This window comes from Marinobacter sp. C7 (assembly GCF_022343555.1).
GTDB lineage: Bacteria > Pseudomonadota > Gammaproteobacteria > Pseudomonadales > Oleiphilaceae > Marinobacter.
Map to the genome: position 1 here is coordinate 572,660 of NZ_JAKQZH010000001.1, position 17,253 is coordinate 589,912.

At 60.7% G+C, this 17,253-nt stretch carries 12 protein-coding genes; 6 read left to right on the forward strand and 6 right to left on the reverse strand.

Features of this window, described 5'->3' with window-relative positions:
* Nucleotides 1–18: 18 nt before the first annotated feature.
* From MD273_RS02615 to MD273_RS02625, 3 genes are read right to left on the reverse strand one after another with little or no spacing between them, the layout of a single operon-like run.
* Entirely contained in the window at nucleotides 19–3,111 is a 3,093-nt protein-coding gene (locus MD273_RS02615; RefSeq protein ID WP_239036207.1) for an efflux RND transporter permease subunit, read from the reverse strand.
* The gene (locus MD273_RS02620; RefSeq protein WP_239036208.1) at nucleotides 3,108–4,481 is read right to left on the reverse strand and encodes an efflux RND transporter periplasmic adaptor subunit; all 1,374 of its coding nucleotides are present in this window, start codon (nucleotides 4,479–4,481) and stop codon (nucleotides 3,108–3,110) included. The genes MD273_RS02615 and MD273_RS02620 overlap by 4 nt, the downstream gene beginning before the upstream one ends.
* Nucleotides 4,465–5,103 carry a TetR/AcrR family transcriptional regulator gene (locus MD273_RS02625; RefSeq protein WP_239036209.1) on the reverse strand — a complete coding sequence of 213 codons (639 nt, stop codon included), beginning with the start codon at nucleotides 5,101–5,103 and terminating at the stop codon, nucleotides 4,465–4,467. Before MD273_RS02625 ends, MD273_RS02620 begins: the two co-directional genes overlap by 17 nt.
* Before the next feature lie 176 nt (nucleotides 5,104–5,279).
* Here MD273_RS02625 and MD273_RS02630 point away from each other — a divergent pair, with 176 nt between their 5' ends.
* From MD273_RS02630 to MD273_RS02640, 3 genes are all read left to right on the forward strand, one after another.
* Nucleotides 5,280–5,420 carry a hypothetical protein gene (locus tag MD273_RS02630; RefSeq protein ID WP_239036210.1) on the forward strand — a complete coding sequence of 47 codons (141 nt, stop codon included), beginning with the start codon at nucleotides 5,280–5,282 and terminating at the stop codon, nucleotides 5,418–5,420.
* Complete coding sequence (locus MD273_RS02635) at nucleotides 5,417–6,259, forward strand: iron-sulfur cluster assembly protein (protein WP_239036211.1); 843 nt, start codon at nucleotides 5,417–5,419, stop codon at nucleotides 6,257–6,259. The genes MD273_RS02630 and MD273_RS02635 overlap by 4 nt, the downstream gene beginning before the upstream one ends.
* Nucleotides 6,260–6,364: 105 nt before the next feature.
* A complete protein-coding gene (locus MD273_RS02640) occupies nucleotides 6,365–6,991 on the forward strand; it encodes a bacteriohemerythrin (protein ID WP_239036212.1) in 627 nt (208 codons plus the stop codon).
* Nucleotides 6,992–7,081: 90 nt separating this feature from the next.
* On the opposite strand, the gene ubiT is transcribed toward MD273_RS02640, so the two are convergent.
* From ubiT to MD273_RS02655, 3 genes are all read right to left on the reverse strand, one after another.
* On the reverse strand, nucleotides 7,082–7,585 hold the full coding sequence (gene ubiT, locus MD273_RS02645) for a ubiquinone anaerobic biosynthesis accessory factor UbiT (protein WP_239036213.1): 504 nt from the start codon (nucleotides 7,583–7,585) through the stop codon (nucleotides 7,082–7,084).
* A gap of 242 nt (nucleotides 7,586–7,827) precedes the next feature.
* Complete coding sequence (gene narL, locus MD273_RS02650) at nucleotides 7,828–8,484, reverse strand: two-component system response regulator NarL (RefSeq protein ID WP_239036214.1); 657 nt, start codon at nucleotides 8,482–8,484, stop codon at nucleotides 7,828–7,830.
* A 16-nt stretch (nucleotides 8,485–8,500) separates the two neighbouring features.
* Complete coding sequence (locus MD273_RS02655) at nucleotides 8,501–10,360, reverse strand: histidine kinase (RefSeq protein ID WP_239036215.1); 1,860 nt, start codon at nucleotides 10,358–10,360, stop codon at nucleotides 8,501–8,503.
* A gap of 186 nt (nucleotides 10,361–10,546) precedes the next feature.
* Here MD273_RS02655 and MD273_RS02660 point away from each other — a divergent pair, with 186 nt between their 5' ends.
* The 3 genes from MD273_RS02660 (at nucleotide 10,547) to narH (ending at nucleotide 17,253) form a co-directional block, all read left to right on the forward strand.
* Nucleotides 10,547–11,815, forward strand: coding sequence for an MFS transporter (locus MD273_RS02660; RefSeq protein WP_239036216.1), 1,269 nt, complete (start codon nucleotides 10,547–10,549; stop codon nucleotides 11,813–11,815).
* Between the two features lie 120 nt (nucleotides 11,816–11,935).
* Nucleotides 11,936–15,679 carry a nitrate reductase subunit alpha gene (locus tag MD273_RS02665; protein WP_239036217.1) on the forward strand — a complete coding sequence of 1,248 codons (3,744 nt, stop codon included), beginning with the start codon at nucleotides 11,936–11,938 and terminating at the stop codon, nucleotides 15,677–15,679.
* Nucleotides 15,676–17,253 carry a nitrate reductase subunit beta gene (narH, locus tag MD273_RS02670; RefSeq protein ID WP_239036218.1) on the forward strand — a complete coding sequence of 526 codons (1,578 nt, stop codon included), beginning with the start codon at nucleotides 15,676–15,678 and terminating at the stop codon, nucleotides 17,251–17,253. Before MD273_RS02665 ends, narH begins: the two co-directional genes overlap by 4 nt.

The following is a 17,253-nucleotide window of genomic DNA, read 5'->3' on the forward strand; positions in this document are numbered from 1 at the left end:
GGGCCCGGCTGCTCTTTTTCAGGTGTCTACCTTTTGCGCCCAGCCCAGATCTTCCAGGATGACGTAAAGCGCCGGCAACCCCAACAGCACCAGAACGGTGGACACCAGCAGGCCAAAGACCACGGAAATCACCAGCGGAATCACCGCCATGGCTTGGGTACTGGTTTCGGCCAGCAAGGGCAGCAGGCCGGCAACGGTGGTGCTGGTGGTGATCAAAATGGCCCGGAACCGGTTCCGGCTGGCGGCACCGGCCGCGTCGGCAGTGCTCATGCCCTGTTCCCGATAGCTTTTGATGAACTGCACCAGCAGGATGGCGTTGTTGACCACAATACCGGCCAGGGACGCGGCGCCGATCAGCGAGGGCATGGACAGGTTATAGCCCATGAGCAGGTGGCCCCAGACCGCCCCCATGAATGCCACCGGAATAGACAGCATCACGATCATCGGTTCCAGATAGCTTCGGAACTGGAACGACAGGATCAGGAAGATGCCCAGCAGGCCGATCAGCAGGCCCCGGGCGATCGACTGGCCGGTTTCCCGGGAACGGGCGGTCTGGCCCTCCACCTGTAATGTGATGTCCGGCCATCGTTCGCGAAGCTCCGGAAACACACGATTCTGAAGGTCGGTAACGATGGCATCGGCGTTGGTCTTCCGGCCGTTGACATCGGCCGACACCGTGACAGTGCGCAGCCCGTCAATGCGGGTAACCTGGGCCCACTGGCGCTCGTCGGTGATCTCGGCCACCTCCCGCAATGGAATCATCTGGCCGTTCTTGCCGGTGATGACCGTGTCTTCCAGAAACGCCCGGGTGGTACGCTCGGCGCTGCTCTGGCGCACCAGGATCTCGATGTGCTGGTCGCCGATCTGCACGGTGTCGACAATATCGCCCAGCAACCCGGTGCGGATCTGGCCGGCGACATCACTGGCGTTCAGGCCCAGAGAAAGGGCACTGTCTCTGAGTGTGAGGGTGCGCTGGGGTTTGCCGGGGCGCAGGTCGTCCAGCACGTTGAAGGTGCCGGTGTAGTCGGCTACTTCGTTGCCCAGGTAGCGGGCCGCTTCCTTGAGCTGGTCGAGGTCGCTGCCCTGCAACCGGATCTCGATCGGAATGCCTGCCGGGCCGAAACCCGGCTCCTGTATGTTCAACGAGATCAGGCCGGGGATGTCACCGATTTCCCGGTACCAACGGTCGGTCAGGGTGGCCAGATCAACGGTGCGGTTTTCCGCGGTGAGCAGGTCGGCCATCACGGTAGCCACATGGGCGCCTTTCTCGCCGGCACCGGCGTGCTGGTTGAAGCGGGTCTGGACATTGCGCACCAGAGCCTGGCCATCCGGTTGTCCGGATCTGTATTCCTCGTTCAGCCGGAGCATGGCTTCGGTAATGCGGTTGGTGATTTGCCGGGTCTGGTGCAGAGGGGTGCCCTGGGGCATCAGTACCCGGGCTTCCAGGACGTCACCGTCGATTTCCGGCATGGCCTCCATGCGCACATGGCCGCCCGCCATCAGTCCGACCGAGCCGAGCAGAACAACCAGCATGCCGGCCAGCACTCCGTAGCGAAAGCGGATGGCGGTATCAGCCAGTTGACCCACCTTTTCCCGGGTGGCTTCAAAGCCCCGATCAAACCGCGCGCGAAACCGGGAAGCGGGTTTGTTCTGGCCCTTGCCCAAGCCACTTTTCAGGTGGTGGGGCAGAATCCAGAACGCTTCGATCAACGAGGCGGCCAGGGCGGCAATGAGCACTACCGGCAAGACTTCCAGTACCGAGCCCAGTTCGCCGGCCAGAAACGCCAGGGGTAAAAACACCGAGACGGTGGTCAGAAACGAGGACAGCACGCCCGGCAGGATTTCCACGGTTCCCCGGGTCGCGGCCTGCAGAGGCCCAGCACCTTCAGTGGCGTGGCGGGCAATGTTCTCGGTGATCACCACCGAGTCATCCATCACAATTCCGATGGCCATGAGCAGGGCCACCAGGGTGATCATGTTCAGGGACAGTCCGGTCAGGGCCATCATCACGAAGGCGCCGGCAAAGGCCGCCGGCAGGCCGAACAGTGCCCAGAAGGCCAGCCGGGACCGGAAGAACAGGGCCATCACCAGTCCCACCAGCAGCAGGCCGGTAATGCCATTGCCCACCAGCATCTGCAGGCGGTCCTTGACGATGGACGTCATATCCTGGGTGATCTCCAGGTTGACCGTGCCATCCCGCCGTGCGGTCTCTTCAGAAATGAACGCCTGCAGCGAGTCCATCACCCGCAGGGCATCTTCACCCCGGTTCTTGTGGATTTCCAGAATGATCGCCCGCTGGCCATTGAATTCGGCGCGCTCTTCCTGCCGTTCGTAAGTTTCAGACACGGTGGCGATCTCGCCGAGGGTGACCACGGCGCCGGCCTCACCGCCCAGCACCGGCAGGCCGGCCAGTGTTTGCAGCGAGCGCCGCTCATCGACAAAACGCAGCTGGATGTCCTGGCTGTCGGTTTCCAGGGTGCCCAGAGGCATGTCGACGTTCTGGCCGGCGATGGCCCTGGCAATATCCCGGACACCCAGGCCGTACTGGCGTAAGCGGTCACGGGATATCTCCACCTGCCACTGGCGCTGGGACAGGCCCACCGGTATCACATCGGCAACACCGTCGATGGCAAACAGGCGGTCTTCCAACTGCTTGGTGTAGCTTTCCAGGTGGGCGAAGCTCATGGGGCCGGTGACGGCGATGGCCGCCACCAGGTCTGTTCGGTAAAGCTCCCGGATGATCGGGTCTTCGGCTTCTTCCGGCAGATCGGTCAGGGCTTCGATCTCGGTGCGGATATCATCCAGAAACCTTCCCATGTCGCCGCCGGGTTCCATGCTGGCAATGGTCCGGGCCTGATTGTCCCGGGCCGTGCAGGTCATCTCCTTCATATGGTCCACCCGCTGCAGGGCTTCACCCAGACGCTGGCAAATGGCTTCCTCCACATCGGCTGCCGTGGCGCCCCGATATTCCAGGGTGATGTTGACTTCCGGCGGCAGGTAGTCCGGAAAGGTTTCCCGGGTAAGGTTGGGGGCGGCAAAGAGCCCCGCCGCCAGAAGCAGAATCAGCAGCAGGTTACCCGCCGTGGGATGGCCCGCGAACCAGCGGATCATGGTCGATCTCCCGAGACCGGTTGCTGGCCGATTTTCCGGTCAGGCTCAACCGCCTGCGGTACCAGCAGGGTTCCGTCGATGGCGGGTACCAGATCATCCAGAACCAGCCGGTCCCCCGGTTCCAGGCCTTCGGTGATCACAGCCCGGTCATCTTGTTGCCAGCCCACCGTGACCTCCCGGCGCTGCAGGTGATTGTCTTCATTGGCGAGGTAGACCACGCCCTGATGAACGGCGCTGGCCGGGATCACGATAACCGGCTGAGGGGTGGGGGCACTGATGGTGGCCCGAACGAACATGTCTCGCACCAGCGGCGGTCGGGCAGGCGGATGGGCGTTGCGGTAAGGTTCTTCCACCGAGATCACCGCCTGAACAGTCCGGGTCGCTGGATCGAGACTGCTGGTAATTCGGGTAAGTTTCCCGGGCCAGTGGGCATCCGGCACATTGGTGGGGGTTACCCGGATTTGCAGATCTCCCAGGGATAATTGGTCATGAAAGTCCGTGAAACGGTTGGCAGTGCCGGCGCCGGGCTCCGGGGGGGTGTTTGCCGACAGTTGTGACAATACCCGTCGCAGTTCAGCCACTTCCAGCTGCACTGTGGCCTCGGCCCGGGTTATGTCGTCGGCAATGAACAGGCTCTGGCCGGGGCTGATGTGCTGGCCGGTGTCGATATCGGACTGATGGACCCGCAGGTCCCAGGGTGCTTCAAAGCGGGTGTCTTTCAGGTCTTCCCGGGCACTGGCCAGGGCCGATTCCGTTCGGGCCCGGCGGGCTTCCAGGGTGTCCCGCCCGGCCGGAATCAGGTTCAGCTGGTTTCTCAGGCTCTGGACTGCCTGCTCCTGCTGCAGGGTCGCCCGCTGTTGTTCGTCGTAACGGGTCTCAGAGAGGGCACCCCGCTCGGCCAGGGTTCTTGCCCGGTCGAGTTCCCGCCTGGCCAGCATCAGACGGCGCTCCTCCAGCTTCAGTAACTCGCGGGTATTGCGCTGTTCCTGGTCCAGCTGTCGAAGTTCGGATTCGATGCCTGCCAGATCCGCCTGGGTGGAGGCCACGGCCAGTTCGTAACGGGTGGGGTCGATATCAAGCAACCGCGTACCCGCGGCGATCAGGTTGCCGCTTTCCAGCTCCGGGTGCTTCCAGATAACCCGCCCGCCAACATTGGCCACAGCATTCCAGCTTCGGGCCGGCAGCACCTGGCCATAGCCCCGGGCTTCGGTGAGAAATACCTGAGGAGTCACCTCCAGAATCCGCGCAGGGGTTGCAGCCACCTGGTCATCAGCCCGTTCCGGCGGCTGTTTGAGCTTGACCATCACCACCACAAAGGCAAGGCCTGCTATCAGTGCAAGCGCCAGGGTCAGTTTATTTTTCCGGGTCATCGGGGATCTCCTGGAAGCTGGCACTGTAAAGTCTGAAGATTCGGGGTGCCGCCTGCTCGAGGGTGTGTATTTCGCCACTGACCATGGCCTGAACCACCAGCCCCTGAATGGCACCGAGGTACAGCACTGCTGCGGCTTCGGTATCGATGCCGGAAGCAATGCGGCCCTGTTGTATGCCGAGATCCAGCAGTCCGACCACCTTCTTGCGGTAACGGGCGAGGGTCTTTCGGATGATGGTTTTCGCGGGGCCGTTTCCGGGTTTTTGCAACTCGCCCAGCATCAGGCGGGGGATGCCCGGGTGGCGGGCGATAAAGCCGACATGGGCCAGAAACATGGCTTCCAGTGCCTGGTCCGCCTGCGCTTGCTCGTCGGCGGCACTGAAAACCTGCCGGGTCAGCTGCTGCGAGACCCAGCCGGCCACCGATTCCCACAGCCGGTTCTTGTTCGGGAAGTGCTTGAACAGGGCGCCCTGTGACAAGCCCACTTCATCGGCAATCCGGGCTGTGGTGAGGGTGGCGGGATCCTGTTCTGAACAAAGCTGGACGACTGCTTCGATGGTGGCGGATTGGCGTTGTTCGGTGCTGTGGTAGGCCCGCTTGGTGGATTCAGTTGCTTGAGACATCGATTTCCCAGAAGAAAGTAATTAATTACTTTATTTTGATGGGAGGATGCCGATTATGCAAGGCTGGTCTGCCGACATTGCGGCTCCTCCTTTTCTGCATTAAGATGTATATTAAATAAATCTTCAATAGGTGGGCGAGCAGTATGCTCATTTGCCCGGTGCGTGAGGAGGTCAAGATGAACGCTGGAAAGCCCGAGCACATCAAAGAGAAGATCTGGGAACAGCACCTGAGGTGGCTGGATCTTGTCAGTAACGAGTGCAGATCCAATCAGCTCAGGCGAGAGCGCGAGAAACAGAAAAGGGATGGCAAGGCATGAACATCAACGCTGAAGTGACACCGGAAGCCCGGGATTATCTGGTTGCCATACTGGCGAAACAGGAAGTGCCGGGAATGGCCGCCCGGGTCTACGTGGAAAAGGGTGGCACCCAGCAAGCCGAGACTTGTCTGGCCTTCTGTCCGCCAGGTGAAGAGTCTGCCGGGGATGTGAAGAAAGACTTCGATGAGCTGACCCTGTTTTTCGACGCGGCGAGCGTGCCCTATCTGCAGGATATGCAGATCGGCCTTCATGGCGAGGGTAGGCTCCAGACCCTGACGATCAAGGCACCGAACTCAAAAAAAACGGCAAAGCCACCCAAAACCTTTGTTTTGTCAGAAAGCTGCGACGCCCTGCGGGTGCCTTCCGGTGCTCCCGCAACGCTTCCGGAGGGTGCGTCTGTCTCCATAACCCAGGCGCTGGGCGGAAGTTTCACGGTCAACTATGAGGGCAACCTGTATCGCCTGTCTCCCGAGGTGACTCGTCGGTTGGGTTTTCAGTCAGACGCTATCCTGTTCGAGCCGCCGGAAGACGGCCAGATCAGCGAGCAGCAGTGCTGGGATGCGCTGCGACTGGTTTATGACCCGGAAATTCCGGTGAATGTGGTCGGTCTGGGGCTGATCTACAAGCTGGGTATTGACCAGGATAGGCATTTTGTCGGTGTTGAAATGACGCTGACCTCAGCCGGTTGCGGGATGGGCGATATTATCGCCGGCGACGTGAAAGACAAGTTGCTGCACGTGCCCTACGTCGAAGACGCAAGGGTGGATATCGTGTTTGATCCACCGTGGAGCTATGACAGCCTCGATGAGGAAGCACGACTGGAGTTGGGGCTGATCTGAACCAGCCGGCAGAGTCAGTTTACAGTTCCTGACATCGGGCAATTGTCTGCAGCCAGCCTTGCACTATGATGAACGGTGAAGCTGTTCAGTTATCGGGAGCGGAAGGTGAACCCAGGAAGGCAGCCACAGCCCGAAAAGTTCGAGATTTTTCCCTGGAACAGGAACTTTGAAACCGGGCTCGAGGACATTGACGAGCAGCACAAGGTGTTGGTCGAGATTCTCAATCGGCTCGCGTGGCATTGTGCTTCCGATGTCTCGAGAGTGACCGTTGAACACGTGCTGGATGAGTTACTCTCCTACGCGGCCTATCATTTCAGACACGAGGAAAAGGTCTGGCAGGAAGCGCTGGGCGAATCGAAGATGGTGACAAACCACCATGACGCCCATCAGATGTTTTTTGCCCAGATCCAGGCGCTCAAGCAAAGCCATGACTCCGAGGAGGAAAGGCTCTCACAACTGCTGGATTATTTGACGCGCTGGCTAGCATTTCACATCCTGGAGTCGGACCGGCGAATGGCGCTTACTGTCCAGGCAGTGAAAGAGGGGCTTTCCCTGGAGGTAGCTCGAGACCAGGTGGATTCCGCGCTCAGTGGTTCGGTTTCGGTGCTGGTGAATGCCTTGCTCGAACTGTACGCCAAGCTTTCCGCACTGACGATACAGTTGGTGCAAGAGAAAATGGCGCGGCAGAAAGCCGAATCGGAGCTGGATCGCCCGCAGCAGGATTCCTCCTAAGTACCCACGAGGCGCTAAATGAAACCGAATCCTCGCCGGGTATGCATTTGAGCCACTAGGCCCGGCCCGCATGGGGCTCGGGAATCCCGGTCACGAGTCCGGGAACAGTGTTGCCCGAAGGCTGACAGTCCATTCCAGGCCATCCAGCAGGTTCTTCAGCGCCAGCCCCAGCTCGGTGTCCCCCTCAATGACCAGGCGGCGCTGGAAGAAGAGTTGGTCCGGATCCTGGCGCCGTTCGGCAAGGGTTCGGAAGGCTGACAGGGAGCCGCGGATGGTGGCTTCCCCCGGACCTTCGATCACTCTCAGCCTGCCTGACCAGAACCCCAGGGTTATGCCCGGATGGCCACCGTTCAGCTCCAGGCGGATCCGCCGTCCCTCGAAATCATCAAACTCGCCATCGGCAATGGCTTCGGCGAACAGTCGATTCAGGGGAGCCTCGGCTGCCAGTTGTTTGACCGGCATGGGAATGCGCCGGTCGATGGCGCCAAGCATCGGGGTGGGGGACGGGAGGTATTCCCGGAGTACCGTCAGGGACTGGTTGAGCAGTGGGTGGTGTGCGGGGAAAGCGGGCAGTTTGGGTAACGAGAGGTGCATCGTCGGCTCCGTTATCTGGGACGGGAGCAGGGTAGGGGAAAACTGGTTTGGGCGCTTTGATATAACTCAGGGGGCGGGGTGAAAGTGGGGTCAGATGAAGGCTTTCATCTGACCCCGGGGTTGGCTGGGAGATGGGCCGAAAAAGGGGGCAGAAGAAGGTTTCCTTCAGATCCCCGGGTTGGCGGTGAAGTTGGGGTCAGAAGAAAGCGTTCTTCTGACCCCTTGCCTCGGGCCGGCCTTACTCAGCGGTGCAGGCCTTCTTCCACGGCCCAGACGGCGACTTCCACCCGGGAGCGCAGGTTGAGCTTCTTCAGCAGGTGCTTCACGTGCACCTTGACGGTCCCGTCGCTGATGTCGAGTTTGCGGCCGATCATCTTGTTGGACAGGCCTTCGGCGATCAGGCGCAGGATGTCCTTTTCCCGGGGCGTGAGGCTGTCGAAGTCCGGGCGTGCGGCCTGCTGGGGCTTGTTGGAACGCAGTGCCTGGGCCAGCAGGGTGGTCAGGCGATCGCTGATTACCATCTTGCCCACGGCGGCCTGGTGCAGTTGGGCGATCATTTCCTCGGGTTCCATGTCCTTGAGCAGGTATCCGTCGGCACCGGCGCGCAGCGCGGCGACCACATCGTCTTCCTGATCGGAGACGGTGAACATCACGATGCGGGAGCTTACATTGTGTTCCCGGAGCTTCTTCAGGGCCTCGATGCCGTCCATCTCCGGCATGTTGAGATCCATGAGGATCAGGTCCGGTTCCAGCTCGGTGGCCATGCGGATGCCGTCGGCGGCGTTGCTGGCCTCGCCGATTACTTCCATGTCGTCTTCCATGTCCACCAGCTGCTTGATGCCCTGGCGCAGCAGTGGGTGGTCGTCAATCAGCAATATACTCGCGGGTGATTCAGGCATGGTCTCTCTCTTGTGTTCAGGCACTGGAAGCTTCGGTTGGAATCAGGTTTCTGCTCTTGGGGACGAATGATAGCGTGACTTCCACGCCGCCCTCATCCCGGTTTTGTATGTTTACCTGTCCGCCGAGGGTCCGGGCACGGTCCTGCATGATGATCAGGCCGTAATGGTTCATTGGCTGGTCGCCGCCGGGCAGGCCCTTGCCGTTATCCCGGATCCGGGCCTTGACCTGGGGAGACTCGAACATCACATCCACGGCGATGTCGGTGGCATCCGCGTGCTTGACGGCATTGGCCAACCCTTCCCGAACGATCTGCAGGGTGTGGATCTCTTCGTTCGGGGAAAGGGTCTGGGGCGGCAGGTTGTAATTCAGCTGCACCGGTTTGCCCAGGCGCTCACTGAATTCGTCAACGGTTTTTCTCAGGGCCGTGGACAGGTCCGGGGTGTCCAGTTTCAGGCGGAAGGTGGCCAATAGTTCACGCAATTGCCGGTAGGCGCTGTTCAGGCCGGTACTGAGCTCCTCCAGGATCCCCTCATGAGCCTCCTTCTGCGGGCCTTCGATATTGAGCCGCCGCAACCGTGCTACCTGCATTTTCAGGTAAGAAAGGGACTGGGCCAGGGAATCATGGAGTTCCCGGGCGATGACGGTGCGTTCCTCGGCCAGGGTCAGCTGCTGCTCTTCGGTAATCTGGCGCTCCAGATAGATGGCCGTGGCCAGCTGGTCGCTCAGGGTTTCAAGGAGCCTGCGGGCGGTCTCTGACAGCCCCTTATCGCTCGGGTACCACACTTCCAGGGTTCCGAGCAGCATGCCGGGCGTCCGGATGGGCAGCAGCAGGCGTCGGCCATCGTTCTCTTCCACCGGCAGGTCATCGTAGACCTCCGGCGTGACAAGACAGGCATTACAGTGGTGGTCCCGACAATAGAAGGGGCGCTCTTTGGTCGCCGTAGTGACCGCCCTTACCGGTTCAGCCGAGTCCCGGTCGTGCAGATACAGGTTAATCGGCCCGATTCCCAGCAACTGCTCAAGATCCTGCAGCATGGGAATAGCACCACTGCAGAGGTCGTGGTTGGCAAACAGGTTGCGACTGGCGGAGTGCAGCAGCTCCAGCGCCGAATGGCTCTTTTCCAGTTCCTCGGTCTTGGAGCGGACCCGTTCCTCGAGCTCGTAATAGGTCAGAGCCAGTTCGCTGGTCATCTGGTCAAAGGCCTGTCCGAGTTGGGCCAGTTCGTCCGAACCCTTGAGCTGGGCCTTGCGGGAAAAGTCCTGGTCACCCACCGCGGTGGCAATGCGGACGAGCTTGCGTAGCGGCTGGAGTACCCGGTGCTTCAAATCCAGGAACAGGGCGATCACGATCAGGATGGAGAAGGCCAGACTGATGATCTGGATCAGGTGCAGCAAGTCGATCCGGGCTTCGGTGCGTTGTTCTAGCATCCCCACCATGGCATCGACCTCTGCCACGTAGTTCTCCGCCGCATCGAGCATGGTAGGGGTAATGGGTGTTCCCAGTCGATGGTTCTCCAGTGCTGGCCGGAGGTTTTCCCGCCAGGCTTTCAGGATACGCTGGTACTGCAACGCCAGTGGATGGTCAACGGCCTGGGGCAGCGCCTTGAGGATGGTGGAATCGGAGAGCTTCCCGTCGTATTTGTCCATCATGCCGGCCAGGTCCTGTTCTCTGTCCAGGTGTGGACCGGTTGCCGCAGCGTGGGAAAGCAGGTTGAACGCTCCCATGCGCAGGGCTCCGGCCAGGTTGATGGCCGTAGCGTTGCCCTCGATACTCTTGGACACCGCAAGGGTGGTTGCCATGCTGACCACGGCGGTCAGTACGATGGCGCCAACCACGATGGCGATGCGGTTCACTAGGGAGCTTCTGGATTTCATGGCGTCAGTCGAGCGATGCCTCGTTGGAAATGTTGCGGTCGGAAGCCGAATTATGACTGCAGTTCACCGCTCTTGATACCTCCTTGAGGATAGTCAATTACCCCGATAGTTGGTAACCCATCATAGTCTTTGACCCTTTGTGGATCAAAAGATGAAACTGAAAAGCAGGTTATCAAGGGTATGGTTATGACCGCGCAACTGGATCCGGACGACGATACACTGGCTTCGCTGTGGGTGGTGCTGCCCCTGGCGTTGTTCGGATTTGTGGTTGCCGCCGGATGCTGGACGCTGTTTGCGGTGGCCGGGGTGCATTTACGGGCGGAGCTTGAACTGTCCAGCGTCCAGTTCGGGGTTCTGCTGGCCGTACCGATGGCTGTGAGCGCATTGCTGGCGGTGCCTGCCGGTCTGGCTGCCCGCAAGTTCGGGGCCCGTAATATCATGCTGTTTTGCCTTGCCGGGCTGGCCCTGTGCATGGTTTTCCTGCTGATCGCGGACACCTACACCGGCTATCTGTTTGTTGCCGGTGGTCTCGGGCTGGCCGGTGGATTCTACAGCGCCGGGCTGCAGTTCGTGACCAGCCATTGCGAGCCCCGGAGGCTGGGCCTGGTACTGGGTATCTTTGGTGCGGGTGTGACCGGTGCGGGCTTCAACTACTACCTGGTCCCGCTTTTTCATGAAGCCTTCTCCTGGCACGGGGTTCCCCTGGCCTATCTGATTGTCCTGCTCCTGGTCCTGGCATTGCTGATGCTCCTGACCTCCTCCGAGGATTCCCTGGCGGAGCCCCGGAGCGAAACCTCGGTGCGGGTATTGCTGCGCCAGCTCAGACATCACCGGACCTGGCACCTTTGTGCCTATTTTGGTGTGGTAGCCGGGAGTTTCTTTGCTCTTGCCCTGTGGCTGCCTGATTACCTGGCCTCCCAATTCAAACTGCCGGTCCAGACCGGTGCGAGCCTGGCCCAGTGGTTTGTCATACCCGGTGCCCTGGCGCAGATTGTTGGCGGGGGGCTGTCTGACCGTTTCGGCAGTGGGCGAGTGATCAGCCGTTCTTTGCTACTGTGCCTGGTATCGCTTTTTGCCTTGTCGTATCCGCCCATGACGCTTTTTATCCGGGGCGTCGACGACACCATCCAACTGGAGTTTGCCCCGCCGCTGATGGTCGAGGGCGCGTTTGTGGTACTGCTGGGCATGGCTCTGGGTTGTGCCATGGGCAGTTTGCAACGTCTGGTCATCCTCGGTAACCGCCCCGTCGCCGCCTTTGTGGCCGGCCTGCTGTTGGTCGCGGCCAGCCTGGTCGCGTTTGTGCTGCCCGTTGTATTCGGTGCGGTGAACCACTGGCTGGGTATCCGCAGTGCCGTGTTCATGATTCTCTTCCTCCTGTTGTGCAGCTGCCTGTTCCTGTTTTCCCGGGACAGCCGCCGGCACGAGCGTATGACCCTTCTCCACCCGGGGATATGAGCCCTCTACCCCCAGGGTGGTAGAACCGGGTTATGTGGTAGTAACCACGCAGATTTCAGGGTTTTGATCCCACACAATGGTCTCCAATCGGAACAACGATCCGGCAAACGGAGAGAGACCATGAGTCATTTGATCGACAAGCTGAACTACTTCAGGAAGAAGCGCGAGCCGTTCGCGAACGGCCACGGCGAAACCCATGACGTCAACCGTGACTGGGAGGACGGCTACCGCCAGCGCTGGCAGCACGACAAGATCGTGCGTTCTACCCACGGCGTGAACTGCACCGGTTCCTGCAGCTGGAAAATCTACGTCAAGAACGGCCTGGTGACCTGGGAAACCCAGCAGACCGACTATCCGCGCACCCGCCCGGACCTGCCCAACCACGAACCCCGCGGTTGTCCCCGGGGCGCCAGTTATTCCTGGTACATGTACAGCGCCAACCGGCTGAAGTACCCGCTGATGCGCAAGAGCCTGATGAAACTCTGGCGCGCCGCTCGCATTCAGTTCAATGACCCGGTGGAAGCCTGGGCGTCCATCGTGGAGGATCCCGCCAAGACGGCCGAGTACAAGCCGCGCCGTGGTATGGGTGGTTTCGTCCGTTCCAGCTGGGACGAAGTCAACGAACTGATTGCGGCTTCCAACGTCTACACCGCCAAGAAGTTCGGTCCGGACCGCATCATCGGTTTCTCTCCGATCCCCGCCATGTCGATGGTCTCCTACGCCGCCGGAAGCCGCTACCTGTCCATGATCGGTGGCGTTTGCATGAGCTTCTACGACTGGTACTGCGACCTTCCGCCGGCTTCTCCCCAGACCTGGGGCGAGCAGACCGATGTGCCCGAATCCGCTGACTGGTATAACTCCGGCTACATCATCGCCTGGGGTTCCAACGTGCCCCAGACCCGTACGCCGGACGCACACTTCTTCACCGAAGTCCGCTACAAGGGCACCAAGACCGTCGCCATCACCCCGGACTACGCGGAAGTGTCCAAGCTGTCCGACGAGTGGCTGAACCCGAAGCAGGGCACCGACGCTGCTCTGGGCATGGCCATGGGCCACGTGATCCTGAAGGAATTCCACGTCGACAAGCCCAGCGAGTACTTTACCGACTACGTGCGCCGCTACACCGACATGCCTTACCTGGTCATGCTCGAAGAGAAGGACGACGGCAGCTATGTGCCGGGCCGCTTCCTGCGCGCCAGCGATCTGGTGGACGGCCTGGGTGAAGAGAACAATCCCGAGTGGAAGACCATCGCCATCGACGAGGCTTCCGGTGAACTGACTGCGCCCAACGGCTCCATCGGCTATCGCTGGGGTGAGAAGGGCAAGTGGAACCTGAAGCAGACCGCCAAGGGGTCTGATGTGAACCTTCAGCTGTCCATGGTCGAGAAACACGACGAAGTGGTCGATGTCGCCTTCCCGTACTTTGGTGGTATCGAGCACGAGCACTTCAACCACGTTGAGTTCAGCGATGTGCTCAAGCACAAGCTGGGTAGCCGCAAGGTCAAGCTGGCCGATGGCTCCGAAGGGCGCGTGGTCACTGTGTTTGATCTCATGGTCGCCAACTATGGCATTAGCCGTGGCCTGGGCGATGACGACGGCGCCACCTCCTATGACCAGGTGAAGCCCTACACCCCGGCCTGGCAGGAGCAAATTACCGGCGTCCCCGCCGAGAAAGTGATCCGCATTGCCCGCGAGTTCGCCGATAACGCCGACAAGACCAGGGGGCGTTCCATGGTCATCGTCGGTGCCGGTATGAACCACTGGTACCACATGGACATGAACTACCGTGGCCTGATCAATATGCTGATCATGTGTGGCTGTATCGGCCAGAGCGGTGGTGGCTGGTCCCACTATGTCGGCCAGGAAAAGCTGCGCCCGCAGACCGGCTGGCAGCCGCTGGCGTTCGGCCTGGACTGGCAGCGCCCGCCGCGCCACATGAACTCCACCTCCTTTTTCTACGCCCATTCCGGTCAGTGGCGCTACGAGAAACTGGGCGTGGACGAGATCCTGTCGCCGCTGGCGGACAAGTCCCGATTCGGCGGCAGCCTGATCGACTACAACGTGCGTGCCGAGCGCATGGGCTGGTTGCCGTCGGCACCCCAGCTCAACCGCAACCCGCTGACCATTGCGGCGGAAGCCGAGAAGGCTGGCCTGGAAGTGGCGGATTATGTCGCCAAGTCCCTGAAGGACGGCTCCCTGGCCTTTGCCAGCGAAGATCCGGAAGCGCCGGAGAACTGCCCGCGCAACCTGTTCATCTGGCGTTCCAACCTGCTGGGCTCCTCCGGTAAAGGTCATGAGTACATGCTCAAATACCTGCTGGGCACCAAGAACGGCCTGCAGGGCAAGGATCTGGGAGTGGAAGGCGGTGCCAAGCCGGAAGAGGTCAAGTGGCACGACGAGGCCCCCCAGGGCAAGCTCGATCTGCTGGTGACCCTGGACTTCCGCATGTCCACCACCTGCCTGTATTCCGACATCGTTCTGCCGACCGCAACCTGGTACGAAAAGAACGATCTGAATACCTCGGACATGCACCCGTTCATCCATCCGCTGACCGCCGCCACCGATCCGGCCTGGGAAGCTCGCAGTGACTGGGAAATCTACAAGGGCATCGCCAAATCCTTCTCCAGCGCGGCCGAGGGCCACCTGGGTGTCGAGAAAGACGTGGTCACCCTGCCGCTGCTGCACGATGCGCCGGCCGAGCTGGGCCAGCCGTTCGATGTGAAGGACTGGAAGAAGGGCGAGTGCGACCTGATCCCGGGCAAGACCGCGCCCAACTTCGTCACCGTTGAGCGGGACTACCCGAACACCTATGCACGGTTCACCTCGCTTGGTCCGCTGATGGACAAGCTGGGTAATGGTGGCAAGGGCATCAACTGGAACACCGAAAAGGAAGTCAACTTCCTGAAGAACCTGAACTACACCCACATCGAGGGTGCCAATGCCGGGCGGCCGAAGATCGAATCCGCCATCGACGCCGCGGAAGTGATCCTGACCCTGGCGCCGGAAACCAACGGCCAGGTCGCGGTAAAAGCCTGGCAGGCGTTGTCCGAAATCACCGGTCTGGACCACACCCACCTGGCCACCAACAAGGAAGAAGAGAAAATCCGGTTCCGGGACATCGTGGCGCAGCCGCGCAAGATCATCTCCAGCCCGACCTGGTCCGGTCTGGAAGACGAGCATGTGTCCTACAACGCCGGCTACACCAACGTGCACGAACTGATCCCCTGGCGCACTCTGACCGGTCGCCAGCAGTTTTACCAGGATCACGAGTGGATGCGCGCCTTTGGCGAGAGCCTCCTGGTCTACCGCCCGCCCATCAACACCAAGGCCGTGGGCAGCATGATCAACCAGCGTAGCAACGGTAACCCGGAGAAAGCGCTGAACTGGATCACGCCGCACCAGAAGTGGGGGATTCACAGTACCTACAGCGACAACCTGTTGATGCTGACCCTGTCCCGCGGCGGCCCGATTGTGTGGCTGAGCGAGGATGACGCCCGGGAAATCGGCGTGGAAGACAACGACTGGATCGAGCTGTTCAACGCCAACGGCGCCATTGCGGCCCGGGCGGTGGTGAGCCAGCGGGTCATGCCCGGCATGGTGATGATGTACCACGCCCAGGAACGCAACGTGAACGTGCCGGGCTCCGAAATCACCGGTACCCGGGGCGGTATCCACAACTCGGTTACCCGGGTATGTCCGAAACCGACCCACATGATCGGCGGTTACGCCCAGTATTCCTACGGTTTCAACTACTACGGCACCGTCGGTTCCAACCGCGACGAGTTCGTGGTGGTGCGCAAGATGAAGAACGTGGACTGGCTCGATGGCGAAGGCAATGACTCTGTTCAGGAGGCTGTAAAATGAAAATTCGTTCCCAAGTCGGCATGGTGCTGAACCTGGACAAGTGCATCGGTTGCCACACCTGTTCTGTCACCTGCAAAAACGTCTGGACCAGCCGCGAAGGCATGGAATACGCCTGGTTCAACAACGTCGAGACCAAGCCCGGTGTCGGCTACCCCAAAGAGTGGGAGAACCAGGACAAGTGGAAAGGCGGCTGGATGCGCGACAGCTCCGGCAAGATCAAACCCCGCATCGGCGGCAGGTTCCGGGTGCTGGCGAACATCTTCGCCAACCCGGATCTGCCGGAGATCGATGACTACTACGAGCCGTTCGACTACGACTACCAGCACCTGCACACCGCCGGTGATGTGAAGCACCAGCCGGTAGCCCGGCCCCGGTCGTTGATCTCCGGCGAGCGCATGAAGAAAATCGAATGGGGCCCCAACTGGGAAGAGATCCTGGGTACCGAGTTCGCCAAGCGCCGCAAGGACAAGAACTTTGACCAGGTCCAGGCGGACATCTACGGCCAGTTCGAGAACACCTTCATGATGTACCTGCCGCGCCTGTGCGAGCACTGCCTGAACCCGGCGTGTGTCGCCAGCTGCCCGAGCGGTGCCATCTACAAGCGCGAGGAAGACGGCATTGTCCTGATTGACCAGGACAAGTGCCGAGGCTGGCGGATGTGTGTCTCCGGCTGTCCGTACAAGAAGATCTACTACAACTGGAAGACCGGCAAGTCCGAGAAGTGCATCTTTTGCTATCCGCGTATCGAAGCGGGTATGCCGACCGTGTGCTCCGAAACCTGCGTCGGCCGGATCCGCTACCTGGGCGTGCTGCTGTATGACGCCGACCGCATCGAGGAAGTGGCCAGCGCTCCGGGAGAGCATGAGCTGTACGAAAAGCAGCTGGAAATCTTCCTGGACCCGTTCGACCCGAAAGTGATCGAACAGGCCAAGAAAGACGGCATTCCCATGAACGTGATCGAAGCCGCCCAGCAGAGCCCGGTCTACAAGATGGCGGTGGACTGGAAACTGGCCCTGCCGCTGCACCCGGAATACCGCACTCTGCCCATGGTCTGGTACGTGCCGCCCCTCAGCCCGATCCAGTCTGCCGCGGAAGCAGGCAAGGTTGAGTTCGACGGTGTGTTGCCGAAGATCGAAAGCCTGCGGATTCCGGTCAAGTACCTGGCCAACCTGCTGACCGCCGGTGACGAGAAGCCGATTGTGCGTGCGCTCAAGCGGATCATGGCCATGCGCCTGTACAAGCGTGCTGAGACGGTGGAAGGCAAGGAAGATCTGCGAGCCCTGGAAGAAGCCGGTCTGAGCAAAGACCAGGCAGACGAAATGTACCGCTACCTGGCCATCGCCAACTACGAGGATCGCTTCGTGATTCCGACCAGCCACCGCGAGCTGGCCAAGGAAGCGTTCCCGGACGCCACCGCCTACACCGAGCGCGGCGGCTGCGGCTTCAGCTTCGGTAACGGCTGCAGCGGCGGCGACAGCGACTTCAGCCTGTTCGGTGGCAAGAAACAGACCACCAGCATGGTGAACAAGCTGGCGACCGTGAAGCAGGTCGATCCGAAACAGCTGCAGGAATAA